The organism is Mesorhizobium sp. M0938, assembly GCF_040319125.1.
In the GTDB taxonomy this organism is placed as follows: Bacteria; Pseudomonadota; Alphaproteobacteria; order Rhizobiales; family Rhizobiaceae; genus Mesorhizobium; species Mesorhizobium robiniae.
On record NZ_JAMYNS010000013.1, the window covers coordinates 163,395 to 188,642 of the forward strand.

The 25,248-nt window shown below is 63.1% G+C and carries 22 protein-coding genes; 12 read left to right on the forward strand and 10 right to left on the reverse strand.

The window, feature by feature from the left end; all coding sequences use genetic code 11:
* The first annotated feature begins 11 nt into the window (after positions 1-11).
* Genes NKH73_RS22595 through NKH73_RS22610 form a run of 4 tightly spaced genes read left to right on the forward strand, consistent with a single transcriptional unit; the run spans position 12 to position 5,601 of the window.
* Positions 12-2,126: an ABC transporter permease gene (locus NKH73_RS22595; RefSeq protein WP_352936393.1), complete on the forward strand. Its 2,115-nt coding sequence runs from the start codon at positions 12-14 to the stop codon at positions 2,124-2,126.
* Entirely contained in the window at positions 2,126-3,232 is a 1,107-nt protein-coding gene (locus NKH73_RS22600; RefSeq protein WP_352936395.1) for a hypothetical protein, read from the forward strand. Before NKH73_RS22595 ends, NKH73_RS22600 begins: the two co-directional genes overlap by 1 nt.
* Positions 3,225-4,739 carry a sugar ABC transporter ATP-binding protein gene (locus tag NKH73_RS22605; protein ID WP_352936397.1) on the forward strand — a complete coding sequence of 505 codons (1,515 nt, stop codon included), beginning with the start codon at positions 3,225-3,227 and terminating at the stop codon, positions 4,737-4,739. Before NKH73_RS22600 ends, NKH73_RS22605 begins: the two co-directional genes overlap by 8 nt.
* Positions 4,723-5,601 carry a hydroxymethylglutaryl-CoA lyase gene (locus NKH73_RS22610; protein ID WP_352936399.1) on the forward strand — a complete coding sequence of 293 codons (879 nt, stop codon included), beginning with the start codon at positions 4,723-4,725 and terminating at the stop codon, positions 5,599-5,601. Before NKH73_RS22605 ends, NKH73_RS22610 begins: the two co-directional genes overlap by 17 nt.
* Positions 5,602-5,646: 45 nt before the next feature.
* Here NKH73_RS22610 and NKH73_RS22615 read toward each other — a convergent pair whose 3' ends face one another.
* The 10 genes from NKH73_RS22615 to NKH73_RS22660 form a co-directional block, all read right to left on the reverse strand.
* Positions 5,647-6,300, reverse strand: a complete 654-nt coding sequence (locus tag NKH73_RS22615; RefSeq protein WP_352936400.1) for a nucleoside/nucleotide kinase family protein — start codon at positions 6,298-6,300, stop codon at positions 5,647-5,649.
* A complete protein-coding gene (locus NKH73_RS22620) occupies positions 6,297-7,190 on the reverse strand; it encodes a sugar phosphate isomerase/epimerase family protein (RefSeq protein WP_352936402.1) in 894 nt (297 codons plus the stop codon). The genes NKH73_RS22615 and NKH73_RS22620 overlap by 4 nt, the downstream gene beginning before the upstream one ends.
* A 57-nt stretch (positions 7,191-7,247) precedes the next feature.
* On the reverse strand, positions 7,248-8,018 hold the full coding sequence (locus NKH73_RS22625; protein WP_352936404.1) for an SDR family NAD(P)-dependent oxidoreductase: 771 nt from the start codon (positions 8,016-8,018) through the stop codon (positions 7,248-7,250).
* A 45-nt stretch (positions 8,019-8,063) separates the two neighbouring features.
* Positions 8,064-9,137, reverse strand: coding sequence for an ABC transporter ATP-binding protein (locus NKH73_RS22630; protein WP_352936406.1), 1,074 nt, complete (start codon positions 9,135-9,137; stop codon positions 8,064-8,066).
* Positions 9,138-9,182: 45 nt separating this feature from the next.
* A complete protein-coding gene (locus tag NKH73_RS22635; RefSeq protein WP_352936408.1) occupies positions 9,183-9,947 on the reverse strand; it encodes an SDR family NAD(P)-dependent oxidoreductase in 765 nt (254 codons plus the stop codon).
* 36 nt (positions 9,948-9,983) lie between these two features.
* Entirely contained in the window at positions 9,984-10,808 is an 825-nt protein-coding gene (locus NKH73_RS22640; RefSeq protein ID WP_352936410.1) for a carbohydrate ABC transporter permease, read from the reverse strand.
* Entirely contained in the window at positions 10,801-11,733 is a 933-nt protein-coding gene (locus NKH73_RS22645) for a carbohydrate ABC transporter permease (protein ID WP_352936412.1), read from the reverse strand. Before NKH73_RS22645 ends, NKH73_RS22640 begins: the two co-directional genes overlap by 8 nt.
* A 98-nt stretch (positions 11,734-11,831) precedes the next feature.
* Positions 11,832-13,178, reverse strand: coding sequence for an extracellular solute-binding protein (locus tag NKH73_RS22650; RefSeq protein WP_352936414.1), 1,347 nt, complete (start codon positions 13,176-13,178; stop codon positions 11,832-11,834).
* A gap of 155 nt (positions 13,179-13,333) precedes the next feature.
* Positions 13,334-14,419, reverse strand: a complete 1,086-nt coding sequence (locus tag NKH73_RS22655; protein WP_352936416.1) for a LacI family DNA-binding transcriptional regulator — start codon at positions 14,417-14,419, stop codon at positions 13,334-13,336.
* Between the two features lie 193 nt (positions 14,420-14,612).
* Entirely contained in the window at positions 14,613-15,794 is a 1,182-nt protein-coding gene (locus tag NKH73_RS22660) for an acetyl-CoA C-acetyltransferase (RefSeq protein ID WP_352936418.1), read from the reverse strand.
* A 133-nt stretch (positions 15,795-15,927) separates the two neighbouring features.
* On the opposite strand from NKH73_RS22660, the gene NKH73_RS22665 reads away from it, so the two are divergent.
* The 8 genes from NKH73_RS22665 to NKH73_RS22700 all read left to right on the forward strand — a co-directional run bounded on the left by NKH73_RS22665 (position 15,928) and on the right by NKH73_RS22700 (position 25,088).
* Positions 15,928-17,880: an acetoacetate--CoA ligase gene (locus tag NKH73_RS22665; RefSeq protein ID WP_352936420.1), complete on the forward strand. Its 1,953-nt coding sequence runs from the start codon at positions 15,928-15,930 to the stop codon at positions 17,878-17,880.
* The gene (locus NKH73_RS22670) at positions 17,877-19,037 is read left to right on the forward strand and encodes a thiolase family protein (RefSeq protein ID WP_352936422.1); all 1,161 of its coding nucleotides are present in this window, start codon (positions 17,877-17,879) and stop codon (positions 19,035-19,037) included. Before NKH73_RS22665 ends, NKH73_RS22670 begins: the two co-directional genes overlap by 4 nt.
* A complete protein-coding gene (locus tag NKH73_RS22675) occupies positions 19,034-19,936 on the forward strand; it encodes an OB-fold domain-containing protein (protein ID WP_352936424.1) in 903 nt (300 codons plus the stop codon). The genes NKH73_RS22670 and NKH73_RS22675 overlap by 4 nt, the downstream gene beginning before the upstream one ends.
* Before the next feature lie 8 nt (positions 19,937-19,944).
* Positions 19,945-21,201: an MFS transporter gene (locus NKH73_RS22680; protein WP_352936426.1), complete on the forward strand. Its 1,257-nt coding sequence runs from the start codon at positions 19,945-19,947 to the stop codon at positions 21,199-21,201.
* A gap of 125 nt (positions 21,202-21,326) precedes the next feature.
* Complete coding sequence (locus NKH73_RS22685) at positions 21,327-22,157, forward strand: GntR family transcriptional regulator (RefSeq protein ID WP_352936428.1); 831 nt, start codon at positions 21,327-21,329, stop codon at positions 22,155-22,157.
* A 316-nt stretch (positions 22,158-22,473) separates the two neighbouring features.
* Positions 22,474-23,250, forward strand: coding sequence for an SDR family NAD(P)-dependent oxidoreductase (locus NKH73_RS22690; RefSeq protein WP_352936430.1), 777 nt, complete (start codon positions 22,474-22,476; stop codon positions 23,248-23,250).
* A 23-nt stretch (positions 23,251-23,273) separates the two neighbouring features.
* The gene (locus NKH73_RS22695) at positions 23,274-23,933 is read left to right on the forward strand and encodes an L-fuculose-phosphate aldolase (RefSeq protein WP_352936432.1); all 660 of its coding nucleotides are present in this window, start codon (positions 23,274-23,276) and stop codon (positions 23,931-23,933) included.
* 141 nt (positions 23,934-24,074) lie between these two features.
* Entirely contained in the window at positions 24,075-25,088 is a 1,014-nt protein-coding gene (locus NKH73_RS22700) for a sugar ABC transporter substrate-binding protein (RefSeq protein WP_352936434.1), read from the forward strand.
* Positions 25,089-25,248: the final 160 nt, after the last annotated feature.

Here is a 25,248-nt window from a genome sequence, read left to right on the forward strand (position 1 = left end):
ATTCCTGACTGATGGCCACCAGCGATGCGCTTTCACGGCTGCGGTACCGGCTTTTGCCCGACCGCCTGTTCGGCGAGTTGCTGACCAAGAGCTGGATCGACAACGTCATTCCGGCTTTGGCGCTGGTGGTCACGATTCTCGTCATGATTTGGATCATCCCCGGCTATCTCTCAGTCGGGAATCTTACCGATCTCGCCCGCCAGGTATCGGAATTCGGCCTCATCGCATTGGCGCTCACGATCGTCATCCTGTCGGGCGGCATCGATCTCTCGGTTGGCTCGGTGTTCGCTCTGTGCGTGCTGGCCGCCCTGGTGTCGATGAATGTGCTCGGCCTGCCGGTCGGTGTCGCGCTGGTTGCGACGCTCGCCACCGGCCTCGTCTGTGGGCTGCTCAACGGGGTCCTGATCGGCTATCTCAGGCTGCGCGCCTTCATCACCACGCTGGTGACGCTGGTCATCTACAGGGCGCTCTACGACATCATCTTTCCCCGGCTTGCCAGCGCGATCGTCGGTTCGATGCCGGTCTCCCCGACATGGGACCTGATCGGCTTCGGCACCTTCTACGGCATGCCCGTTTCCTTCGCCATTTTCGCCGTCATTGCCATCGGCGTGCATATCGTCCTGTCGCGGCTGAGGCCGGGATGGCGTTTGCGGGCCGTCGGTGGTGCGCGCCGCTCCGCCTACAATGCCGGTGTCAACGTCAAGCTGACCGTCTGCCTTGCCTATGTCGCATCGGGCCTGCTGACCGCGATCGCTGCCTTTCTCTTTTCCGCCCGGCTCGGCAGCACCGGCGCCGACACCGGCATCGGGCTGGAGATTTCCGTGCTGACCGCCGTGGTGCTCGGCGGCGTTTCGCTGGGTGGCGGCCGCGGTTCGGTCGGCAATGCGGTGATCGGCTCAATCCTGGTGCTGATCCTGACCAGTGGCCTCATCCGCCTGTCTATGCCGGGCTCGGTCAACCAGCTGATCCTCGGCCTGGTGCTGATCGCAGCGGTGCTGTTCGATGCGAAATGGGTGAAGAACCGCGGCAAGCTGCTGAGCAAGGTCTATGTCTCGCCGACCTATCTGAAGTTGCCGAATTTGACGCCGCAGACCGGAACCGACGTGCTTGCCGTCAACGACAGGCTTGGTGCGGCAGAGCTCATCGGACTCGGCGTAGTTGAGGGTCCCGAAGACGTCTTGCTCGACCGCGACGACAATCTCTATACCGGCACACGCCACGGTACGGTCGTCCGTTTTCTTGCGCCCGACTATACACGGAACGAAGTCTTCGCCCGCATTGGCGGTCATCCGCTGGGTCTCGCCTTCGCGCCGAATGGCGATCTTCTCACCTGCGTCGGCGGCATGGGCGTCTACCGTGTCTCGCCGGACGGAAAGGTGGCGAAGGTCACCGACGAAACCAATCGCAGCCTGCTGTCGGTGATCGACGATTCGCGCCTACGGCTTCCCGACGATCTCGACATCGCACCGGATGGGCGGATCTTCTTCAGCGAAGCGACGATCCGCTACGAGATGTCGGAATGGGCAGTCGATGCGCTGGAGGGCAGGGGCAATGGGCGGCTGATCTGCCACGATCCCAGGACCGGCTCTACCCGCACCGTGCTGCGCGGCCTGATCTTCCCCAACGGCGTCACCATTTGCCGCGACGGCCATTCACTGCTCTTTGCCGAGACATGGGCGTGCCGCATCAGTCGCTACTGGTTCGATGGACCAAACAAGGGCAAGCGTGAAATCTTCCTCGACAACCTGCCGGGCTATCCGGACAATCTCAACCGCGGCTCCGATGGCACCTACTGGATCGCGCTGCTCGGCATGCGCACCAGGACCTTCGATCTGGCCATGCGCAAACCGGGTTTTCGCCGTCGCATGGCCAAGCGCATCGCCGCTGATGAATGGCTGTTCCCCAACATCAATCGCGGCTGCGTGCTGCGGGTGTCGGAAACAGGCGAGATCATCGATGCGCTCTGGGACGAGACCGGCGAAAACCATCCCTCGATCACGTCGACCTGCGAGCACAAGGGCTGGCTCTATCTGGGTGGCGTCTCCAACAACCGCATCGGCCGCGTCCGCATCGCCGGCGCCGATCCCCAATGGACGGCGCATGACGACTATTGGGGGAAGCGCTGATGGCCGGCTTCAGCACATTCGTCCGCCGGCTGTTTGCGGCTGATGATGCCGGCATCAGCGTGCCGGCCATGGACGGCGTCTTCAAGCCGGACAATCGGCTGGAAGAGGCGGAGCGGCTCGTGTCGCTCTCTGCGATCGACAATCTCGTCTCGTCGCCGGGTGGGCTGCTGTGCAGCAGCGGCAGCACGCTTTTCCGGGTCGACCTTGACGAAGCGAGTGCTTCGCCTGTCGCGATAGCGGAATTCGCGGCGCCGATCAGCTTTGTCGCATCGGCGCCCGATGGTCGTCTTGCCGTGGGCATCGAGGGGGAGGGCCTGCGGATCGGGCAGCCAGGCGCCTGGAAGCATATCCACCTGCCGGGTGATATGGCGTCCTGCCTTACCGCTGGCGTCTTTGCAGTGGACGGCACGCTCTTCGGTTGCGTCGGTTCACGCAAGCACCCGGCGCGTGACTGGAAGCGCGACCTGATGGAAGGCGGCAGGAGCGGCATGGTCCTCGCCATCGATCCGGCCGAGGGTTCCCATCGTGAGCTTGCAGCCGGACTGGCATTTCCAAACGGCGCGGTCATGCTCGGAAATGGCCGTCTGGCGGTCAGTGAAAGCTGGCGCCACCGCATCGTTGCCATCGATCCGAAATCCCCGCGTCCGGTGGCAATCCTGGAGGACCTGCCGGCCTATCCGTCACGCCTGTCGCCCGCCTCCCAGGGCGGTTTCTGGATGGCGCTGTTTGCGCCGCGCCGCCAGCTTTTCGAACTGGTGCTGCGCGAGGACGACTATCGCCGCGAGATGATGGCGACGATAGATCCCGGCGAGTGGATCGGACCGGAGCTCGCCGGGTCGGCGCGGCCGGACCAGCCATTAAGCCAGGGCTCCGTCCGGCAGATGGGCGTGCTGAAGCCCTGGGCGCCGTCACGCTCTTATGGCCTCATCGCGCGCTGCGACGACAGCGGCCAGCCCAGGGAAAGTTGGCACAGTCGCGCCGACGGCAGCATGCACGGCGTCACTTCCATCTGTGAACACGACGGCAGCGTCTACGCCGCCTCGCGCGGCTCCGGCACGCTGCTGCGCCTGGCCGGCGCGACATCTGGCGGGGTTGCACATGACTGACCCTTGCGCGACCGACGTCGTCCAGTTCCGCAAAGCTACCAAGGCGTTCGCCGGCAACGCGGCCGTGCGCGACGTCGATTTCACGCTGCAGCATGGCGAAGTTCATGCGCTGCTCGGCGAGAACGGCGCCGGCAAATCGACGCTGACCAAGGTGCTGGCCGGCCTCTATCCGCTGACGTCCGGCGAGATGCTGATCGACGGCAGGCCGGTCAGCTTTTCGTCGCCGGCCGATGCCATGAAACACGGCATCGCCATGGTGTTCCAGGAAACCAATCTCATCCCGTCGATGAACGTCGCCCAGAACATCTTCCTTGGCGAGGAAGGCTTCTTCAACCGGCTGCGCGGCATCAACATCAAGGCGCAGCAGCATCTGCAGCGGCTGAATTTCCATGTCGAGCCGACCGCGCTGGTGTCGACGCTCGGCGCGGCCAAGAAGCAGATGGTCGAGATCGCCCGCGCCGTCCACCACAAAGCCCGCATCTTCATCTTCGACGAGCCGACGGCGACGCTGACGCCGGAGGAAAAGCAGCACTTCTTCACCCTGGTCGAACGGCTGAAAGGCGAGGGCGCCTCCATCATCTTCATTTCGCATGCGCTGGAGGAGGCGCTGTCGATCGCCGACCGCATCAGCGTCCTGCGTGACGGCGCGCTGATCGTGACCGACGCCGCCCGCAATTTCACCCGCGAGAAAATCGTCCAGGCGATGGTCGGCCGGCAACTGACCGATGCGCTCTATGGCGACGCCGCAGCCAAACGCGTCGCACGCCGGCCAGGCGAAAAAGTGCTCGCGCTCGAAAACGTCTCGATGGGTAAGGCGGTGCGCAGCGCCACGCTGTCGGTGTTTGCCGGCCAGGTGACCGGGCTGTTCGGCCTGGTCGGCGCCGGCCGCACCGAGATGATGAAGATCGCTGCGGGCGTTTTAAAGCGCGATTTCTTCCATGGTGGCCGCATCATGCTGCGTGGCGAGGCGGTGCGCTTCCGCGTTCCGCGGCAGGCCGTGCGGCGCGGCGTCGCCTACATCACCGAGGATCGCAAACTCGACGGCCTGTTCGACACGATGGGCATCGCCCAGAACGTGTTCCTTGGCAAACTGGCCAAGGGCTCCAATCCGGTCTCGGTGATCGGCCTCAATGAGGCGCGCCGGCAATCGGCCGAATGGATCGAGACGATGAAGGTCCGCTCGATCGGCGCCAATGCGCGCGTGGTCGAACTTTCCGGCGGCAACCAGCAGAAAGTGGTGATCGCCAAATCACTGATCCAGGCGCCGTCGCTGATCATCTTCGACGAGCCGACGCGCGGGGTCGATGTCGGCGCCATCGCCGAGATCCACCAGATCATCGAGCGGCTTGCCGATGCGGGCGCGGCCGTCGTCGTCATCTCGTCCTATCTGCCTGAAATCCTCAACCTGTCGGACCGCATCCTGGTGGCGCGCCAGGGCCGCATCGTCGAAGAGATGACCATCGACGAGGCTTCCGAAGAAAAGATCATGTATGCCGCCGTCCATTGAACCGCCCGGCAGCGACCGGCAGGTCACCATCGTCGAGGTCGGCCCGCGCGATGGGCTGCAGAACGAAAAGCGGCTGTTCTCGACGGCTAAGAAGCTGCGCCTGATCGCCATGCTGGCCGATTGCGGGTTTGCCCGTATCGAGGCAACAGCGTTCGTCTCGCCGAGATGGGTGCCGCAGATGGCCGACCACGACGCAGTCATGCGCGGTGCCGCGCGGCGTCCGGGGCTTGCGCTGTCCGCACTGGTGCCTAACGAGCACGGTGCCCACGCCGCGATCGCGGCCGGCGCACAGGAGCTTGCGGTGTTCACCAGCGCTTCGGAGACGTTTTCGAAGCGAAACACCAACTGCACCATCGAAGAGGGGCTCGCCCGTTTCGTGCCGGTGATGGCGCTGGCCGCTGAGCATGCCTTGCCGGTGAGGGGTTATGTTTCCTGCGCCGTCGACTGTCCCTATGAAGGCCCGATCGAACCCGGCGCGACTGCGAAAATCGTTGCCCGGCTGCGCGATCTCGGCTGCGCCGAAATCGCCGTCGCCGACACGATCGGCAGGGCGACGCCGGAGCGGGTGCATGCCATGGTTCTGGCGGCCCTCGAGGAAGCAGAGGCTGCACGGCTTGCCGGCCATTTCCACGATACCAGCGGCCTGGCGCTCGCCAATGTCGATGCCGCCTGGGACCTCGGGCTCAGGGTCTTCGATTCCTCTGCCGGCGGCCTGGGTGGCTGCCCCTATGCTCCCGGTGCCGCCGGCAATCTTCGAAGCGGCGCGCTGGTGGAGCACTTCGCTTCGAGGCGCATCGCAACCGGAATTAACCGAGAGTTGCTGGCCGATATCGAAAACATGCTTGCAGGACGAGGTATTTGACCGCCTTGAAGTCTTCTGCGAGCGCGGCCGCATCCCGAAGGCCCGTCAAAAATTCCGCACCACGAAATTCGCTGGCCTGCTCCTGGCTATCACGAGATCTGCATTGCGCAGATCGTTGGCCTCCACTTTGGCTAAGACTTCTTCGGGACAAAGCCCAAGGCTCTGCCATCGTGCCGTCAGTCGTTCGGCGAGTATTGACCGCGGAACGCTAAGCGATATCGCAACGTCGAACCGCGACATCAATGCCGCCCATTTCGGATCGTCGAGCAGCAGATAGTTGCCTTCGACCAGGATGATCCGCATTGAGGGCGACACAATCTCCGCACCCGCACGCGAAATCTCGAGTGCGCGATCGAACACGGGAATAGCGACGTCGGTGCCATCATCGGCGCGCAGCCGATCGAGCATGGCAAGGAGACCATTTACATCGAACGTATGCGGAGCACCCTTGCGTGCACGGTCCCCTCTCTCCTCCAAGACCCGATCATCGAAATGGAAGCCGTCCATCGGCACGATTTGGCTGATCCCGCGCCAAGCAGTGTTGAGTTCCGCGCGCAGCCGGTTCGCGAACGCGCTCTTGCCCGACCCAGGTGCTCCGGCAATGGCCACCAGACGCCGTGCAGGCCCCTGGCTTTCGCGCAGGTAGCTGGAGAACGATGGGAGATCGATGTCCACTGACCGGAACGGCGCACTGTTCATGGCAGACGACTGCGTTCCGCCTGCCTCAGACTCTCCTGTGCGGATTTCAGCTGCGCGCGCGTGTACATCAGTGCGTGCGACGCCAAGTCGTGCCCGTCTTCCCAAAGGTTGCGCCAGATGCCCAGAATACCTTCGAGCGGCTGACCGACGACGCGTGAGGAGAAACTCTCGAATGCGATCGGACCGTCATAACCGGAAGCCACTATGGCTCGGAACACTTCGGCGAGGTTGATGCTCCCGGACCCCATGTAACCGCGATGCGAATCGCCGGTATGGAAGTAGCCGAGATAGTCACCAGTCTCCTTGATCGCCGAGGGAATATCAGATTCCTCGATATTCATATGGTACACGTCAAGGTGCACCTTGACGTTGGGCGCGCCGATACGCTTGCACAGCTCGACACCCTGGGAAGCTGTGTTGAGCACATTGGATTCGTAGCGATTGACCACCTCGAGACCGAGTGTGATGCTGCTCTTGGCGGCCGTTTCAGCGACTTGCCGGAGTATGTCGGCTGACATCGCGACACCATCGGCGGTGGTCGGACCTGCGTTCTTTTGAAAGGCCGAGTGGAGAATACCGCAGACATGCGTCGCGCCGACATCGCGTGCGACGCTTAGCGCCTGTTCCAACTTCGCCTTGCCGCGGGCCGCCTTTGCTTTGTCGCCGCTCGATATGTCGGTGTCGGCGTCCAGGCCCAACGAAAGATTGATGCCGATGCCGTTCTTCTCCAACTGGCGACGCGTGAAATCGACGTCGATGGAGTCCGGATCGAGCGCCGGGGCCTCTATGTAGTCGAACCCCACCTCAGCAGTTTTTGCAATGGCACGCGCGCACTCGTCATGGCTCCAGCCTGCCTCCCAGACCAGCGCATGAACCCCCAGCTTATTCATTGTCATTCCTTTCGATGTTCCTTGAAATCAGGTGCTGTTTACTGCTGCGACACTGGCTCACCAGCAGGTGAAGCCGCCATCCACCGGCACGATCGCGCCAGTGACGAGACTGGCGGCATCGGACGCGAGAAAATGCACGACGCTTGCAACCTCGTGGGCCTGCCCGAAGCGGTGCATCGGTGTGTCCCGACGCCATATATCAGCCAGGCCGCTCGCCTCGGCATGCGCTATCAGGGGCGTCTCGATGTAGGTCGGAGCTACCGCATTGACGCGGACACCACGCTCTGCCCATTCGGCCGCCAACGACTTGGTCAGGTGGTGAACGGCTGCCTTCGACGCGTTGTAATGGGATTGCCCTTGCGGACGGTTCACGATCGATCCGGACATGGAACCGATATTGACGATCGCACCCCTTTGGCGCGCGAGCATATGATGGCCGAAAGCGCGATTGCACCAAAACACGCCATTGAGGTTCACGTCGTTGACGGCCAGCCAGTCTTCGTCCGAGACATCTTCGGCCGCAGCGGGCGGACGACCGATCCCGGCGTTGGCGACGAGGACATCGATCACACCATGTTTCTCGGCAATTCGATCCGCGACCTGGCGCACCGCTTCTGAATCGGTGACGTCGACGAGATGGGCTTCTGTTTCGAAACCATGTCCGGCCAATTCGGCACGACCGCCGGCGAGCACGTCGGGGTCGCGGTCCAGGAGAACAAGGCGAGCGCCTGCCTCTGACAGGGCGTGCGCGATCGCCAGCCCGATCCCGCGAGCGCCGCCGGTCACGACGGCCAATCGTTGATCTAGCCGAAGCTTCTCCATGTACATGTCTAGGACCTCTTCTGTGGTGGAATGAATGAAACAGCCGCGATGTTAGGCTTCGCAATGCGACAGGGTTGCACCAGCCTCATCGAAGACATGACTGCGTGCAGCGTCCGGGGTTAGGAATATCATGTCACCTCGCCGGTAACCGCGCTCGCCAACGGCTCTGACGGTCAACGGGCCGAGTCCGTCGACCTCCACAGTGAAGAAGGCATCGCTGCCAAGCTGTTCCTCGATCAGGATTCGGCCGCGCCAAAGGCCGGACGTATTGCTGTAGCGCAGGTGCTCCGGCCGCACGCCGAAGGAGACCTCGCCCGCAGGGAGCGGCGATTTGAGGCGCGGTATGTCGACCGTGCCGCGCGCAAATTCCACCGTCCTCTGGCCAGCGGCGCGGGCCGGGATGAAGTTCATCTTCGGTGAGCCGATAAATCCGGCCACGAAGCTGTTTGCCGGTGTGTCGTAAAGTGCGATCGGCGTGTCGAACTGCTCGACGCGGCCGCCGTTCAGCACGACGATCCGATCCGCCATCGTCATCGCCTCGACCTGGTCATGAGTGACGTAGACCATGGTGGTCTTGAGATCATCATGGAGACGAATGAGCTCGAGGCGCATCTGCACCCGTAGCGCCGCGTCGAGGTTGGAGAGCGGCTCGTCGAACAGGAAAGCCTCCGGCTCCCTGACGATCGCGCGGCCGATGGCGACGCGCTGACGTTGGCCGCCGGACAATTGACGCGGATAGCGTTCCAGATAGGGCTCCAGGGCGAGCGTCTGCGCGGCCGCGCGGACCTTGCTTTGGAGCTCCTTCTTCGGGGTTCCAGCGACGCGAAGACCGAAGCCGATATTCTGCGCAACGGTCATGTGCGGAAAAAGCGCGTAGGACTGGAAAACCATCGCGAGGTGCCGTTCGGAAGGCGGCCTGCCCGAAACATCGACCCCGTCTATCAGGATGCGGCCGGCGGAAAGCTCCTCCAAGCCCGTGATCAAGCGAAGCAGCGAGGACTTGCCGCAGCCGGAGGGTCCTACGAACACGACGAACTCGCCATCCTTCACCGTCAGGCTCACGTCCCGGATGACCTCTTGCGCTCCGAAGCGCTTGACTACGCCGTCCAGTGTGATCTCGCCCATTCCTGGTCTCCCTTATGCTGCCGGCCGACTCGACGAAGCCGTCGGTCAGTGGAAAATGATCCCGCCATCCACGTTGAGCGATTGGCCGGTGATGAAAGCAGCGTCGTCGGAGAGGAAGAACGCCACCGCGCCCACCACGTCGGCCGGGTATCCCAGGCGGCCCATCGCCGTCTTCTCCTCGACCCTTCGCAAAGATTCGGCGTCCCGGTAATTGTTGCGCCCCATATCCGTGTCGATGATGCCGGGGCAGACCGCATTCACCGTAATTCCGTCCCTCGCAACCTCCATCGCCAGAACATGGGTGAAGTTGATGACGGCCGCCTTCGATGCGCAGTAATGCGACTGGCCGGGCCCGCCGCGCTTTCCTCCGATGGACGCAATATTGACGATGCGGCCGGCGCCTTTCGCGCGGAAATGCGCGAGCAGCGCCTTGGTGACGAGGAACGTGCCCTTGACATTGACGTCAAACATCCGGTCCCATTCCTCGGGCTCGATTTCGTCCACGGGATGGACCGACAGCACGCCGGCATTGTTGACCAGGACATCCAAATTGCCAGCCTTGGACAGGCAGTCGTCTGCCATCGCGCTGACGGAAGCCGGATCGCTGACGTCGCAAAAAACCGGTTCGCATAGACCGCCGCTGGAGCCGACCGTCTTGACCAAGTCGTCGAGTTCCGCGCTGCGTGCCCGCAGGTCGTTGGCGAAAACGCGGTACCCCTCGGCAGCCAATCGTTCTGCAATGGCACGGCCGATGCCGCGCGAGGCGCCTGTGACAAGCGCCGATTTGTTCTTTCCGCGAATTGGGATCATGGCATGTCTTTCCGTTGCGTCGCTTGCTTGGATGGCTCAGTCCTTCACCGCGCCCATGGTGATGCCGGACACGATGTGTTTTTGCATGAAGAAGGAAAACAGGACGGGCGGCAGACACTGGATGACGGACGCGGCCGTGATGTACTCCCAGTAGACGCGGCCGGTTCCGATGAATGACGAGATGACGACCGGGAAGGTCTTGGCCTCTCGGGTGGTCAGGAACAATGCGAGCATGAATTCGTTCCAGGCGAAGATGAAAACGAAGGTTGCCACCGCTGCGAGGCCGCTGCGGCTCAGCGGCAGCACAACCTCCCACAACACACGCCACCAGGAGCACCCTTCGAGGCGGGCAGCCTCGATGAGTTCCTTCGGGACTCGCCGCACGAATGACATCGACATCCACACGGCGAATGGAAGATTGAAACCGGCGTAAGCGATGATCAGCGCAGGCAAGGTGTCGAGGAGGCCTGCGCCACGGAAGATGACAAATAGCGGAACGGCTGCGGCGATGGGTGGCATCATGCGTGTCGACAAGATCCAGTCGGCGATCGCGTCCCTGCCTGCAAACCTGAACGTAACCAGACCGAAAGCAGTCGGAACCGCCAGCACCAGTGCGAGCGCGGTGGCGCCGACCGTCGCGATCAGTGAATTCAGAATGAAGGGCGAGAATTGGGTGAGGACATCGCGAAAATTCTGCAGGTAGGTGAAATCGGGAATCCACACCGGCGGAATCGCGATGATCTGCGCGGTCGGCTTGAAAGCGCCAAGCGCCATCCACAGCAGTGGTGCGATCGAGATGAATACGAAGAGGAGAACCAGAGCCAGCGGTGCCAAGTCGCGACGGCGAAGGGGACTATTCATCTTCGATCCTCCGTAGCAGCCGAACTGCGAATGTTGTGATGACGATGGAGATAGCGAGAATGATCACAGCCGCAGCCGATCCGACCCCTGCCTGGAAATACTGGAAGTTCTGCTGATAGGCATACAGCGTCAGCACCATCGTGGAATCGCCCGGTCCCCCTCTGGTGGTGACGTAGATTATGTCGAAGAAGCGCAGCGTATCGATTACGCGAAGAATGATGCCGAGCAGCACGATGCCGCGAATGGACGGGATCTCCAGAAACCGCAGCACATGGTGCCATTTTGCACCGTCGACGCGGGCGGCTTCATAGAGATCGGAGCGGATCGAGAACAGTCCGGCCATGATCAGCAGCATCATGAACGGTGTCCACTGCCAGACATTGATCAGGAGGATGGAGAACATCGCCGTCGTCGAGGCGCCGAACCAGGATACGGGGGCGATGCCGACGCCGCCCAGGATGTAGTTTGCTATGCCTAGAACAGGGTTGAAGATATAGGAGAAGATCATGCCGACGATCAGCGGCGTGACCATCATCGGCATAAGAAAAAGCGAACGCAGGCCGTTCGCCCATTTCAGGTGGGCCAGGCTTACAAACGCCTTCGCGACCACGAAGCCGATCAGGATTTCAAAGATGATCGAGACGACCGCCAGCAGCGCTGTGTTCCACATCGCCCGCAGAAAAAGTCCGTCCGCGAACAGGTTCACATAGTTGTCGAGACCGACGAAGACGGCACGCTTGAGGGCGGTCAGCTTCACAGAATGCAGGCTGAGATATACGGAATAGAGAAACGGCCAGACGGTCAGAAGCGCGAGGAACACACAGGTCGGCCCGATGAACGCAGCCATTTGAAAGCGATCGCCCAGGCAGAAGGCGCGACGGCTCGCATGGCTTGAGATTTTCACGTTCGATGGCGCCAGGGTCATGGTCGATGATCCTCATGTGGAAGATGGCGACCGGACCTTGAAAGGTCCGGCCGCCCGCTCTGCGGTCAGGCGGGAGACCCTGCCGCAGTAGCAGCAGGCTATTTCAGCAAACCGTTCTGCTTCAGCAGATTGGTGACCTGGCTGTTGGCGTTGTCCATCGCCGCCTGTGGGGTAACCTCGCCGATGATCGCCTTGTTGACATCTGCTCCGACCGTATCGATCAGTTGGAACGCCAGCGGGTGACGCGGACGCACCTCGACCCAGGAATCCTTCTGCGCCTCGAGCAGAACTTCAGTCCACGGATACTTCGCTTGGACATCCTTGTCGGCCATTGCCGAGAGGCGGCTCGGGGGTCCGCCCGCCAGCACGAAATCCTTGTGCACCTCCGGGCTGCCGAACCATTTGAGGTAGTCCCACGCGGCGTCTTTCTGTGCGCCGTGGGCATTGACGCAGGCGATCCAGCCGCCGACGGGCGAGACTGTCTTGCCGCCGTCCTTGTGTGGCATCAGGGCAGCCTTGAACTTGCCAGCTATCTGGCTCTGACTGGGATCGTTCGCGATCTGGGCGCGCACGGACCAGTCATTGATCATGGCCAGCTTGCCAGCCGCGAACGCGTTGGCACGTTCATCCCACGCGAAGGATTCGACGCCCGGCGGCCCGTAGGCGACCATGTCCTTGAAGAACTGGACGAGGTCGACCGATTCCTTGGAATTGAAGAGGGGGGTCTGGTCCGCATAGGGTTCTGCGGAGCCGATGTCGTTGGAGGCCCAGGGCTTGCCGCCCGCGCTATAAATCCATTCGAACCACTGCTGTCCGGCAGCGGCGCCGCGCTTGTTGTTCATCGCGTAGCCATAGACGCCAGGAAACTTCGGGTTGTTCGTGAAGGTTTGTGCCGCCTTCTTCAGGTCTTCGAAGGTCTTGGGCACCTCGATCCCAGCCTGCTCGAAGAGATCGGTCCGATAATACATGAGCTCGTAGTAGATGCCGACGGGGACGCACATCCGCTGCCCATCCCAGCTCGCCTGGCCCGCTGCCGAAGGTGTGAAGTCGTCCCAGGCAAACACTTTGGGGTCGCCGCCAGAAATCTGCTCTTCGGCGCTGTCGATGCAGCCGGCCTCGACGAATTCACCGATCCAGATGCCGTCGATCAGCAGCACATCGTAGCTGCTGTCGTTCTGCGAGCAGACGATCAACTCCTTCTCGTGCAGCGCGTCGTAGCCATAGCCATCGATCTCCACTTTTGCGCCGGTGAGCTTGGTGAAGCCGTCGGTCGTCTTTTTCATGGAGTCGATGAACGGATCCGTGATCGTCATCACTCGCACGGTCTTTCCGTTGTGGTCGCCGAGTTGGCTTTTCCAGTCGATGCCCTGTGCCTGTCCCGTTACCGTCGACGCTGCTAGCAGCGCCGCCCCGGAAATCGAGCCGAACAGTGTCGCCTTCTTCATGTCATCCTCCAATTGCTGGCGCTTTGCGATTCAAGCTTCGCGACGGCGCCTCGGCGTCGGCAAAGCTCAGCCCTTCACGGGAATCTCCCCCGCGTCCGGAATTGCTGATGTGTTCAGAGGTAGCTCGCCCGAGCACAGGCCCGGCGAGTGCGTTCTCAGTCTTGCGCCGGCAGTCTCCTCCCAGACGGATCTCCGCGCGCAGCTCGCGGTGCGCGCGCGGCCAGTTGCGCGGTTGACGCGCGTACCACAAGTTCGCAGCTCAATTTCAAACGGAAGCCCGGCTCCGTGGAGCCGCCGATCCGGGCCCTCAACCGGCTCCAGATTTCGCGGCCCATTTCCTCGACCGGCTGTCGAATCGCCGTCAGCGGGGGAACGACCGCACGCATCCAGGAGTAATCGTCGAACCCCAGCACAGATATGTCGCGAGGAACGCTCAGCCCCCATTTCTGGAGCGAGGCAAGAACCCCCAGCGTGCCGAAATTGGTCAAGGCGAGAAAGGCAGTGGGCTGCTGATCGCCCTCCATGAACCCGGCCAGCCGATCGGACGCCGTTTCGAAATCGAGGCCGACCTCGATCAATGTCGGCTTCGCCAGGCCGCGCGACGCGTATACCTGCTCGATGCCTTCGCACCGTTCGCGGATGTTCTTTAACTTCAGCGTAGAAGCGGCGACGACGATATCGCGATGGCCAAGTCCCACCAAATGTTCGGCAGCCTTTCGCCCGGCATCGATGTTATCGACGGTCACGGCGTCGCCGTCGAATAGATTGGGCACGCGATCTGCGACGACACACGGCACGCTGGCTCGGGCGATAAGATCCCGGCAGGCAAAATCGTCGGTGCAAGGCACCGCGACCAGGCCGGCCGGACGCCACGCCAGCAGCGCCGACAGGCGCGCTTGTTCCTCAAACGGATCTCCGTTCGAGCTGGCCACGATGATATCCATCCCGTCATCGCGAAGACTCGCTTCGATGGACGCGATCAATCCGGTGAAGAATGGGTTGTTCAGGTCCGGCACGAGTGCCGCGACAACACGCGCCTTGCCGGCGCGCAGCTGCGAAGCAGCGCGGTCGGGCTGATAGCCAAGATCCTCGGCCGCCTTCCGTACGCGAGCAACAAGATCGGGACGCACAGCGCGATTGCCGCTGAACACGTTCGAGACGGTTCCAGGGGAGACACCAGCCTGCTTCGCGACATCCTTTATGGAAGCGGTCACCTTATCCTGTCTCCTCCAGGTCGCCACTCGCACAATCGCGTAAAACGATTTCCGAAAATCGTTTTACACGAACGGAACATCGACGCAAGGCGCTTTTTCGCTTGCTTCGCTTCAGCTGGCGACAAGACGGCCTTGCCCGAACGGCAGTCTGGTTCCGGCCGAACAGGCAAAAGGCATGTTCTTGCGCGCCCGGCTACCGCCTGTCGGAACGGACGCGTTCCTACGATGAGCGCTCCAGGCAAATAGCGACACCAAGTCCGCCACCGATGCACAGCGACGCCAAGCCGCGCTTTACGCTGCGCTTGCGCATTTCGTGCAATAGCGTGACGACGATGCGACAGCCGGAGCCGGCCAGCGGATGCCCAAGCGCAATCGCGCCCCCATTGACGTTAATCAAAGTGCTGTCCCAGCCCATCTCGCGATTGACCGCGATCGCCTGCGCGGCGAAGGCCTCGTTAATCTCCATCAGGTCGAGGTCGGACGCCGTCCAGCCGGCCTTGTCCAGCGCCTTGAGCGACGCTGCCACCGGCCCCAGGCCCATATCCATCGGTTCGACGCCGGCCGATGCGTAGGAAGCGATGCGCGCCAGCGGCGTCAGGCCGAGTTCGATCATGCGCTTTTCCGAAACCACCATCACAGCCGCCGCACCATCGTTCAGCCCGGATGAATTGCCCGCCGTGACGGTGCCTTCCGGGGCGAAGACCGGTCGCAAGCGGCACAGGCCTTCCAGCGTCGAGCCGAGATTGGGATGCTCGTCGGTTGCGATGACAAATTCCTCGCGCTTCACCGTGACCGTCACCGGCACGATCTCGCCGGCGAACCGGCCGGCAGCGATCGCGGCGCCGGCCTTTTCCTGTGAGGCCAGCGCGAAGCGATCCTGCTCGTCGCGGGTGATCTGGTAGCGCCGCGCCAGGCCTTCCGCGGTCACTCCCATATGTACCTGGTTGGGTGCGTCCCATAGGCCGTCGACGATCATCGAATCCTTGATCTCAGAATCGCCCATCCTGATGCCGCGGCGCGCCCCGTAGATCAGATGCGGCGCCTCCGTCATCGAGTCCTGGCCACCGGCGATAACGATGTCGGCGTCGCCGCAGCGTATCGCCTGGGCGGCGAGGTGGATCGACTTCTGGCCGGCGCCGCAGACCTTGTTGACGGTCATCGCCGGCACGCCGACCGGAATGCCGGCCTTCAGCGCCGCCTGCCGGGCGGGATTCTGGCCGGCGCCGCCGGTCAGCACCTGGCCCATGATGATTTCGCCAACCGCGTCGCCTTCGATCCCGGTCTCTTCCAGCAGCGAGCCGATCACGGCAGCGCCGAGGTCAGCGGCAGGGATGCCGGCGAAGGCGCCGTTGAGCTTGCCGATTGGCGTGCGCCTGGCGGCCACGATGAATACGTCCTGCATATGGTTCTCGCTCCCTTGCCGACACGGAGGTGGTCCGTTCGGCTTCTTGACATTCTGGTTATAACCAATATTCTAGCTGGTGTCGGGCGCAACGCCAAGAGCGAAACGCCAAACGAATTTCCGGGAGGAGTTGATGACATCCAGCGTGCTCTGGACGCCGGCTTCGGCCGCGTTCAAGAACTCCGGTCTTGCGCGTTTCGCCGCCGAAAATGGCTTCGATCCGCGTGACTACGAGACGCTGCATCGCTGGTCGATTGGCGAAAAGGGCGCCTTCTGGCGCGCCGTCTGGGACTTTGCGGCCATCATCGGCGAGCCGGGTGCGGTCTCGTTCAAGGCCGATCCATCGGCGCCGATGACCGGCAGCGCTTTCTTTCCCGAGGCCAGTCTCAACCTTGCCGAGAACCTGTTGCGTGGCGACAATGCGGCGCTGGCAGTCGTCGAAGCCGATGAAACCGGGCATGTCCGCAACTACAGCCGTGACGAATTGCGAACCATGGTCGCCCGCACGGCGCATGGTCTGACAGCAGCCGGCGTTGGGCGCGGCGACCGGGTCGGCGGCGTCCTGCCCAACCGCATCGAGGCGCTGGCGGCGCTACTCGCCACGCTTTCCATCGGCGCGGTGTGGTCATCCTGCTCACCCGATTTCGGCGTCGCGGCCATTCTCGACCGGCTTGGCCAGATCGGTCCGAAGGTGCTGTTCGCCACACCGCGCTACTGGTATGCCGGCAGGAATCATGCTATAGAGGGCAGGCTGGCAGAGATCGTCGCCGGCATCCCCGGATTGACGACACTCGTGATCTGCGGCGACCAGGCTGCGGTATCATCCCCGCCTGGCATTTCCTGCATCGGCTTCGAGGCCTTCGGCAGGGAAGGAGATCTCGCTTTCGAGCGCGTGCCGTTCTCGCACCCGGCTTACATCCTCTACACATCCGGCACGACAGGCGCACCGAAAGCCATCGTGCATTCTACCGGCGGGGTCCTGCTCCAGCACCTCAAGGAACATCTGCTGCATGGCGATGTCCGCCCGGGCGACGTCATGAGCTGGTACACCAACACCGCCTGGATGATGTATCACTGGCTGATCTCGGGTCTCGCCTGCAACGCGGCAGTCGTGCTCTATGACGGCGCGCCGATCCTGAAAACGGCTGGAGGTCTCGACCCGAGCCCGCTCTGGCGCGTCGCCGAAAGGGCCGGCGTCACCCATTTCGGCACCAGCCCGAAATATCTGGCGACGCTGGCTGACGAACACTATGCGCCCGGCAAGAGGCACGAACTGTCGGCGCTGCGCTCGCTGCTGTCGGCCGGGGCGCCGGTTTCGCCAGGCCAGTTCGACTGGGTCTACGAGAACGTCAAGCGCGACATGGTCTTTGCCTCGATTTCGGGCGGCACCGAGATCATCGGCTGCTTCCTGTTAGGATCGCCGCTGCATCCGGTGCGCAGAGGTCATCTGACCGTCAAGGGGCTTGGGCTGGCGGTCGCGGTGATGGACGATCGCAACGCGCCTGTCATCGCCGCCCAGGGCGACCTCGTCTGCACCGAGCCGTTCCCGTCGATGCCGCTGACCTTCTGGGGCGAGGGCGGCGACGAGCGCTACCACGCCACCTATTTTGCCGCCCGCCGCGAAATCTGGACCCATGGCGACGTCGCCGAGATGACGGTGCATGGCTCGGCCATCGTGCACGGCCGCTCCGACACAACGCTCAAACCTGGCGGCGTCAGGATCGGCATCGCGGAGATCTATGCAGCCTGCGAGAAATTCCCGGAGATCGAGGACTGCCTGGTGTTCGGCGCGCCGATCAGCGGCGACGAGGAAATCCTGCTCTGCCTGAAGCTGAAGGAGGGCAACACACTGACGGCGGAGCTCGCGCGGCGCATCCGCAAGCATATCCGCGAGCAGGCCTCGCCGCGTCACGTTCCACATCGCATCCATGCCGTGTCAGCCATCCCCTACACGCTGAACGGTAAGCGGGTGGAGGGCGCCGCCCGCACTGTCATAGAGGGCAAGGCGGTGAAGAACCTTGGGTCGCTGGCCAACCCTGAAGTGCTTGACGAATATCGGCATCTCGTCCGGAGCCAGGCGGCATGAACCTCGCCCGCTCACGCGGCGCCATTGCCGGCATCGGCGAGTTGAAGCCGACGCGCCGCACCGAAGGACGCACGACGCTGGAGATGATCGCCGAGGTTTCCAGGCTCGCAGTCCTCGATGCAGGGCTGGAGCCTGGACACATCGACGGGCTGTTGGTCGGACCGCAGGTTGGCGAGACGCCGCAGCATGTGCCGGCGACGGTTGCCGAATATCTCGGCCTCAAGCCCGACATGGCTAATGTCGTCGATCTCGGTGGCGCCTCCGGCGCCGGCATGGTCTGGCGGGCCGCGGCGGCGATCGAAGCCGGCATGTGCGAGACGGTGCTGTGTGTGCTCGCCAACACCCGCGAGGAGGTGCCGGCACGCTCGCCCAACCGCAATCCGATCCGCGAATTCGACGTGCCGTTCGGCGCGTCCGGCGCCAACATTTCCTATGCGCTGCTGATGCAGGCGCATATGGCCGAACACGGCTCGTCGCCGCAGGATTTCGCCGCGATCGCCGCCTGGGCGCGCAGCAATGCGCAGCTCAACCCCGATGCGATCTTTCACGGCAAGCCGGCCGGCATCGATGACGTGCTGGCCTCGCCGATGGTCGCCTCGCCGCTGCATCTGCTTGAGATCGTCATGCCGGTTGCCGGCGGCGAGGCGGTCGTCGTCGTCTCGGCCAAACGCGCGCGGCAACTGGCCAAGCCCGCCGTGCATCTTCTGGGCGCCGGCGAGAAGGTGACGCACCGCGCCGTCTCGCAGGCGCCAAGCCTGACTTCCGGCCCGCTCAAGCCGGCAATGGCACGCGCCTTCGCGCAGTCCGGTACTAGCGCCGCCGAGATGAGCCTGCTGTCGCTCTATGATTGCTACACGATCATGGTGGCCACGACGATCGAGGACGGCGGCCTCTGCGCTGCCGGGCAGTTCGGCCAGTGGGTCCGCGACCACGATCTCGGTCCTGCGGGCGATGCGCCGCTGAATACGCATGGCGGCCAGCTCGGCTTCGGCCAGCCCGACCTTGCCGGCGGCATGACCCATGTCGTGGAGGCGGTGCGGCAATTGCGTGGGCAAGCCGCTGGGCGGCAGATCGGCAACGCAAGGCTGGCGCTGGTCACCGGCAATGGCGCGACGATGAGCGAAGCGACCGCGCTCGTGCTGGGAGCCGACCAATGAGCGTCGACCTCGATCTCTTGAAGACGCCCGGACCGACGATCACCGCGCTGACCGCGCCGTTCTGGCAGGCAGCGTCGGAAGGTCGGCTGATGATCCAGTCCTGCCAGGCATGCGGCAAGGCGGTGTTCTATGTCAGGCCGATCTGCCCGCACTGCTGGAGCAACCGCCTCGCCTGGCGCGAGGCGTCCGGCCGCGGCCGTCTAAAATCCTTCTCGGTGGTCCACAAGCCCGGCCATCCCGGCTGGCTGCCCGCTGCCCCTTACGTCGTCGGCCTGGTCGAACTGGACGAAGGCCCGACGATGCTCAGCTTCATTGTGGCAGGCGAAGCTGCCTGCGCCGTCGGACAGACGCTTGTGCTTGCGCCGACGCGGATCGGCGGCCGTCTGCTTCCCGCTTTCAAACCGTCGGCCATGGCCGGCTCACCCAACCAAACTGGAGATACGCTCATGAGTGCAGAGACGAAGGACGGCTGGATTGGCGTTATCAACGGGCGGCCGCAGGTGGGCGCGTTCGCCGAGCGCTCGCGGCGCACTCGTCTGGAGGATATCGAGGCCTTCACCGAAATGACCGGCGATCGCAACCCGCTGCATTACGACAAGGCGCTGGCCGAGGCCTCGGTGTTCGGTAAGCTCATTGTTCAGGGCGGTGTCACGTCAGGCATCCTCAATGCGCTGGTGGCCGAGGATCTCCCCGGCCCGGGCACGGTGTTCCTCGAAGTCGCCTGGAAATTCGTCAAGGCAGTCGGCGTCGACGAGATGATCACGGGCCGGGTCGAGGTCAAGGAGGTGCGCCCCGACAAGCCGATCTGCAAGATCGAGACCTCGGTGCGCAACGAGGCTGGCGACATCTGCCTGACCGGCACCGCGACGGTGTTCACCGTTGCGCTGGCCAAGGCCTGAGTTTCGAGATGACGCTCTGGCGGGGCACTTCGGACGCGACGCAGGGCGCCCCTGCCGAAGACGCGCACCGCTGGAGCGTGCTTGCCCTGCTCTGCGTCGCTGTCGTTCTGTCGCTGACGACCTGGTTTTCGGCGACCGCGATCACGCCCGAGCTGAAGGCGGCGTGGCAGCTGTCCGGCGCCACCGAGGCTTGGCTGACCAATGGCGTGCAGATCGGCTTCGTCGCCGGTGCGCTCACCTCCAGCCTTGTCAATCTGCCCGACATCGTCAGGCTGAACCGGCTGATGGCTGTATCCGCTTTGCTTGCCGCTGCCGCCAATGCCTTCCTGCTGACGCAGCCCGAACCGGCCGGCCTCGTCGCCGCGCGCATCCTGACGGGGGTGGCACTGGCCGGCGTCTATCCGCCGGCGCTGAAGCTTGTCTCGACATGGTTCGTGCGGGGCAGGGGCTTGGCGCTCGGCGCCGTCATCGGCGCGCTGACATTGGGTTCGTCGCTGCCGCATCTGTTCAGGGCGCTGAGCGGCGCGCTCGACTGGCAATTGGTGGTCGTCGCCGCGACCATCGCGACTCTCGTCGGCGCCGCGATCTTCTGGTTCTTCGCCAGCGAAGGGCCGTATCCGTTTGGCAAGGCGGTTTTCGACCCGCGCCAGATCGGTGCGGTGTTCCGCGACAGGCCGCTGGTCCTCGTCAACATCGGCTATCTCGGCCACATGTGGGAACTCTATGCGATGTGGGCATGGCTGCTCGCCTATTCGCGCGCCGCGCTTGAGGTGCAGCAGCACGCCTCGCCGGCTTTGGCATCGCTTCTGACCTTCTTGTCGATTGCCGCCGGTGTCGGCGGCTGCCTGATCGGCGGCGTGCTTTCCGATCGCTTCGGCCGCAGCCTGACCACTGCCGGGCTGATGATCGTCTCTGGGACGTGCGCGCTGGCCATCGGCTTCGTCTTCGACGGACCGCTTTGGCTGTTCGCTCTGGTCGCTGTTGTCTGGGGCGTTTCGATCATCGGCGATTCGGCACAGTTTTCTGCGGCGGTGACCGAACTTGGCGATCGGCGCTTTGTCGGCACGGCGCTGTCGGTCCAGCTTGGCCTCGGCTTTGCGCTGACCGTGCTGGTGATCTGGCTGGTCCCGCAAGTCGCAGCCTGGCTTGGCGGCTGGCGCTGGGCGTTCCTGCTGCTGGTGCCCGGACCCTTCATCGGTGCAACGGCGATGCTCGCCTTACGCCGTCTGCCCGCCGCAGCAAAAATGGCCGGGGGCAGACGCTAAACCAACGGCCCCAAGGATAGGATGACGGCCGGACTTGATTTCCCGCACAAAGATGGAGTGTATCAACCGCAGCGATCATGCTGGTGCCCGGTTTGACAACCGAGCCGAGAATTCAGGATGGGTGAATGCTGAAGACCCGGGGAAGACCGCGCTACGACCAGGAAGACGCCGAGGCCGCAGAAACATTTCGCGGCATTGGCGAGAAGATCCAGCTGAATCGCGACAACGCTGCCCCGCTCTGGGTGCAACTACGCAACCAGATCGAGGAAGCGATCAATACCGGCGTGCTGGCCGCCAACTCCCGCATTCCGTCCGAACAGGCGCTGTGCGACTTCTTCGGTGTGTCCCGTCCGGTGGTGAGGGCCGCGATCGGCTCGCTCTCCAACGGTGGGCGAGTCATCAAGATGCCGCGCAAGGGCATGTTCGTCGCAGCACCGCGCGAGCATGTCGACTTCATGACTTCGAACCTCTCCGTGTTCGGGGATTTGACTGCCAAGGGTCATGTCGTTTCGACCCGTACTTTCGAATTCTACCGCTGCCCGCCCAGCGAAAAGGAAAGCAGCGTCTTCGGCATACCGGAAACCGGCAGTGTCGTGCGCATCGGCCGCGTCTACATGACCGATGGTGCGCCGATCACGCTGACCCATATCAGCCTGCCGGGACACAAAGTGCCGGGGCTGGAGACCGTCAACATCGAGAACCAGTCGGTCTTCCAGACGATCAGGGAGCGCTACGGCCTGACCGTGCTGCGTGCGGAGCGCTGGTTTACCGCCGCAATGCCGACCCTGGAGGAGGCGGAGCGCATGGGCGTGGCACCGACCACGCCGCTGATCTCGATCGAATCGATCGCCTACGATGCCGATGGCGCTGCCCTCGAATACTACCAGGCGCTCTACAATTCGTCGGTGGCGCGCATCCACATGTCGATCGAGCAGAGCAGCGGCACCAACGGGTGAGGGATCCGGCGCGCAAGGCAAGATATTGCCGGCCGGGAATCTAGGCAGAAAAATTATTTCTGGTAATAACCAGATTGACACGAGCGGGGAAGGACCTTAGGGTTCTGCTCATGCCGCCATCCCCAGGGTGACGAACTCGTCATCCCAGGGTTGACGGAGCGCGTCATCCCCAGGGGTGACGGAGACCGCCATCCCCCAGGGTGGCGGGAGGAGATTTCGGAATATCGGATCTGAGGCGTCACCACGATGGTTGGCGACGAGCGGAAAGCTATTGCTTTGCGCCAAGCGGATCCTTGTTCCAGTGTGGAGGAAGTGCATGGACTACAGGCGTCAACTGGATCTCGATGGCGAAGTCGCCGTAGTCACCGGGGGCGCCCGTGGCATCGGCTTCGAGGCGGCCAAGGCGCTTGGTTCCTGCGGCGCACAACTCGTGCTGATCGACCTCGACCAAAGCGGGCTCGACGCTGCGGTTGCCGCACTCGCGGATGCCGGCATCACCAGCGTCTCGACGAGGCAGCTCGACGTGACCGACCCGACTGCCATGGAAGCCGCCGCCGCCGATCTGGCGGCCTCGCTCGGCAGGATCGACATTCTCGTCAACAGCGCCGGCATCGCTCGCCTCAACTCGGCGCTCGACACACCGGACGAGGAATGGCGGCTGGTCATGGATGTCAACGTCAACGGCGTCTACTGGGCATCGCGCGCCTTCGGTCGCCACATGGTGGCGAAGGGCAAGGGCAGCATCGTCAATCTCGGCTCGATGTCGGGCCTGATCGTCAACCGTCCGCAAAGCGCTGCGTCCTACATGGTCAGCAAGGGCGCGGTCCATATGCTGACCAAGGCGCTCGCCGTCGAATGGGCGCCGATGGGCGTGCGCGTCAATGCGCTGGCGCCGGGCTATGTCGCGACCGACATGACGCTGAAAATGCGTGACCGCCCCGAACTCTTCAAGGTGTGGATGGACATGACGCCGATGGCACGCTGCGGCGAGCCGCAGGAGATCGCTTCGGCAATCCTGTTCCTGGCTTCGCCCGCCTCGAGCTACGTCACCGGCGCGATCCTGTCGATCGACGGCGGCTACACCGCCTGGTGAGATCAAGGGACCAAGGAATTAGCATGCCAATGACAGACACCGCCAAGCGCCAATCCATCATCGATGCCTGCATCCGGATGAACGCGATGGGCATCAACCAGGGAACGTCGGGCAATATCAGCATGCGCCATGGCGACGGCATGCTGATCACGCCGACAAGCGTTGCCTATGACCGGATGCGGCCTGAGGACATAGTGTTCATGCGCGCCGACGGTTCGGTCGATGGCGCGCTGACGCCGTCCAGCGAATGGCGTTTCCATCTCGACATCTTGCGGGCACGGCCGGAAGTGCAGGCGATCGTCCATGCCCACCCGCCGTATTGCACGACGATCGCCATCATGGGCCGCGACATTCCGCCGATCCACTACATGGTCGCCGTCGCCGGCGGCAGCAGCATCCGCTGCGCGCCCTATGCGACCTTCGGCACCGCGGAACTGTCGGCCTGCGCGGTCAAGGCGCTGGAAGGCCGCAAGGCCTGCCTTCTCGCGCATCACGGCATGATTGCGGTTGGCACCTCGCTCGACAAGGCGATGTGGCTGGCGGTGGAGGTCGAGACGCTGGCCCGCCAATATCATGGTTGCCTGCAGATTGGCACGCCGCCGCTTCTGTCGGAGGTGGAAATCCAGAATGTTCTCGGCAGGATGGCAAGCTATGGCCATCGCGACGATGTCGACGCGGCATGAGGCCATGATCGCGAAAATGGAAACCGGTTTTCGGGAAAGATCATGGTCAACAAAGCCGTATCGAACGAATTGCCGGATCGAACCGGTGAGGTCCTTCAGAGCGGATTCTGAGGGTTATTGAAGGCAAAGTGGAGGAAATCAATGTCCAAAAAACAGAGCAGATCACGCAGCATTCTCAAGGCGGCGGCCATCGCGCTGACGGCTGCCTGCAGTTTCCAGTTCGCCATCTCGGCTGCACAAGCCGAAGAGCTTTCCCTCAAGGGCAAGCGCATTGGCGTTTCCATCGTCGGCACCGACCACTACTGGGACCTGATGGCTTTTCGCGGCATCCAGGACGAGATCAAGGCGCTTGGCGGCGAGGCGATCGCGCTCGACGCTGGCCGCAAGGACCAGCAGCAGATCGCGCAATTGCAGACGCTGATTGCCCAGAAACCCGACGCCATCGTCGAGGTGCTTGGCAATCTCGAAGTCCTGAACCCCTGGCTGGCCAAGATCCGCCAAGCTGATATTCCGCTGTTCACCGTCGATACGGCAACGCCCCATGCGATCAACAACACCACCTCGAACAACTACAATATCGGCGCCGAGATCGCGCTGCAGATGGTCGCCGACATGGGCGGCAAGGGCAACGTGCTGGTCTTCAACGGCTTCTACAGCGTGCCGGTCTGCAAGGTCCGCTACGACCAGATGAAATATGTGCTGTCCTCGTTCCCTGATGTGAAGATCGTTGAGCCGGAGCTGCGCGACGTCATCCCCAACACCGTCCAGGCCGCCTATTCCAACATCACCGACATGCTGACCAAGTCGCCGGAAAAGGGCTCGCTCAACGCGGTCTGGGCATGCTGGGACGTGCCGCAGATCGGCGCCACCCAAGCGGCGGAAGCCGCCGGCCGGCCGGAGCTGAAGACCTACGGCATCGACGGCAGCCCGGAAGTCATCAAGATGGTGATGGACGAGAAGTCGCCGGCCGCCGCCGTCGCCGCCCAGCAGCCATACGAGATCGGCAAGACCTCGGTGCAGAACGTCGCCAAGTTCCTGGCCGGCCAGAAGGTGCCGCCGTTCACCTTCGTGCCTGCCGTGCTGATCAACAAGGAGAATGCCGCCGTCACCGGCAAGCCGTTCCTCGAGGCGGCCGAGAAGGCCGGCGTGAAATAAGGCCTCCCAAGCCTCATACCGCTCGGGCCGCGCCGCTTTGGCGGGGCGGGGGGAACAAAAAACCACCCCAGGAGAAAAAAAACACACAACGCAAAGAAAAAAAAAAAAAAAAAAAAAAAAAAAAAAACAAAAAAAAAAAAAAAAAAAAAAAAAAAAAAAA

Coding starts and splice junctions, on each gene's coding strand:
- NKH73_RS22595 (WP_352936393.1), top strand. CDS start 12: ATGGCCACCAGCGATGCGCTTTCACGGCTGCGGTACCGGCTTTTGCCC.
- NKH73_RS22600 (WP_352936395.1), top strand. CDS start 2,126: ATGGCCGGCTTCAGCACATTCGTCCGCCGGCTGTTTGCGGCTGATGAT.
- NKH73_RS22605 (WP_352936397.1), top strand. CDS start 3,225: ATGACTGACCCTTGCGCGACCGACGTCGTCCAGTTCCGCAAAGCTACC.
- NKH73_RS22610 (WP_352936399.1), top strand. CDS start 4,723: ATGCCGCCGTCCATTGAACCGCCCGGCAGCGACCGGCAGGTCACCATC.
- NKH73_RS22615 (WP_352936400.1), bottom strand. CDS start 6,300: ATGAACAGTGCGCCGTTCCGGTCAGTGGACATCGATCTCCCATCGTTC.
- NKH73_RS22620 (WP_352936402.1), bottom strand. CDS start 7,190: ATGAATAAGCTGGGGGTTCATGCGCTGGTCTGGGAGGCAGGCTGGAGC.
- NKH73_RS22625 (WP_352936404.1), bottom strand. CDS start 8,018: ATGTACATGGAGAAGCTTCGGCTAGATCAACGATTGGCCGTCGTGACC.
- NKH73_RS22630 (WP_352936406.1), bottom strand. CDS start 9,137: ATGGGCGAGATCACACTGGACGGCGTAGTCAAGCGCTTCGGAGCGCAA.
- NKH73_RS22635 (WP_352936408.1), bottom strand. CDS start 9,947: ATGATCCCAATTCGCGGAAAGAACAAATCGGCGCTTGTCACAGGCGCC.
- NKH73_RS22640 (WP_352936410.1), bottom strand. CDS start 10,808: ATGAATAGTCCCCTTCGCCGTCGCGACTTGGCACCGCTGGCTCTGGTT.
- NKH73_RS22645 (WP_352936412.1), bottom strand. CDS start 11,733: ATGACCCTGGCGCCATCGAACGTGAAAATCTCAAGCCATGCGAGCCGT.
- NKH73_RS22650 (WP_352936414.1), bottom strand. CDS start 13,178: ATGAAGAAGGCGACACTGTTCGGCTCGATTTCCGGGGCGGCGCTGCTA.
- NKH73_RS22660 (WP_352936418.1), bottom strand. CDS start 15,794: ATGCAGGACGTATTCATCGTGGCCGCCAGGCGCACGCCAATCGGCAAG.
- NKH73_RS22665 (WP_352936420.1), top strand. CDS start 15,928: ATGACATCCAGCGTGCTCTGGACGCCGGCTTCGGCCGCGTTCAAGAAC.
- NKH73_RS22670 (WP_352936422.1), top strand. CDS start 17,877: ATGAACCTCGCCCGCTCACGCGGCGCCATTGCCGGCATCGGCGAGTTG.
- NKH73_RS22675 (WP_352936424.1), top strand. CDS start 19,034: ATGAGCGTCGACCTCGATCTCTTGAAGACGCCCGGACCGACGATCACC.
- NKH73_RS22680 (WP_352936426.1), top strand. CDS start 19,945: ATGACGCTCTGGCGGGGCACTTCGGACGCGACGCAGGGCGCCCCTGCC.
- NKH73_RS22685 (WP_352936428.1), top strand. CDS start 21,327: ATGCTGAAGACCCGGGGAAGACCGCGCTACGACCAGGAAGACGCCGAG.
- NKH73_RS22690 (WP_352936430.1), top strand. CDS start 22,474: ATGGACTACAGGCGTCAACTGGATCTCGATGGCGAAGTCGCCGTAGTC.
- NKH73_RS22695 (WP_352936432.1), top strand. CDS start 23,274: ATGCCAATGACAGACACCGCCAAGCGCCAATCCATCATCGATGCCTGC.
- NKH73_RS22700 (WP_352936434.1), top strand. CDS start 24,075: ATGTCCAAAAAACAGAGCAGATCACGCAGCATTCTCAAGGCGGCGGCC.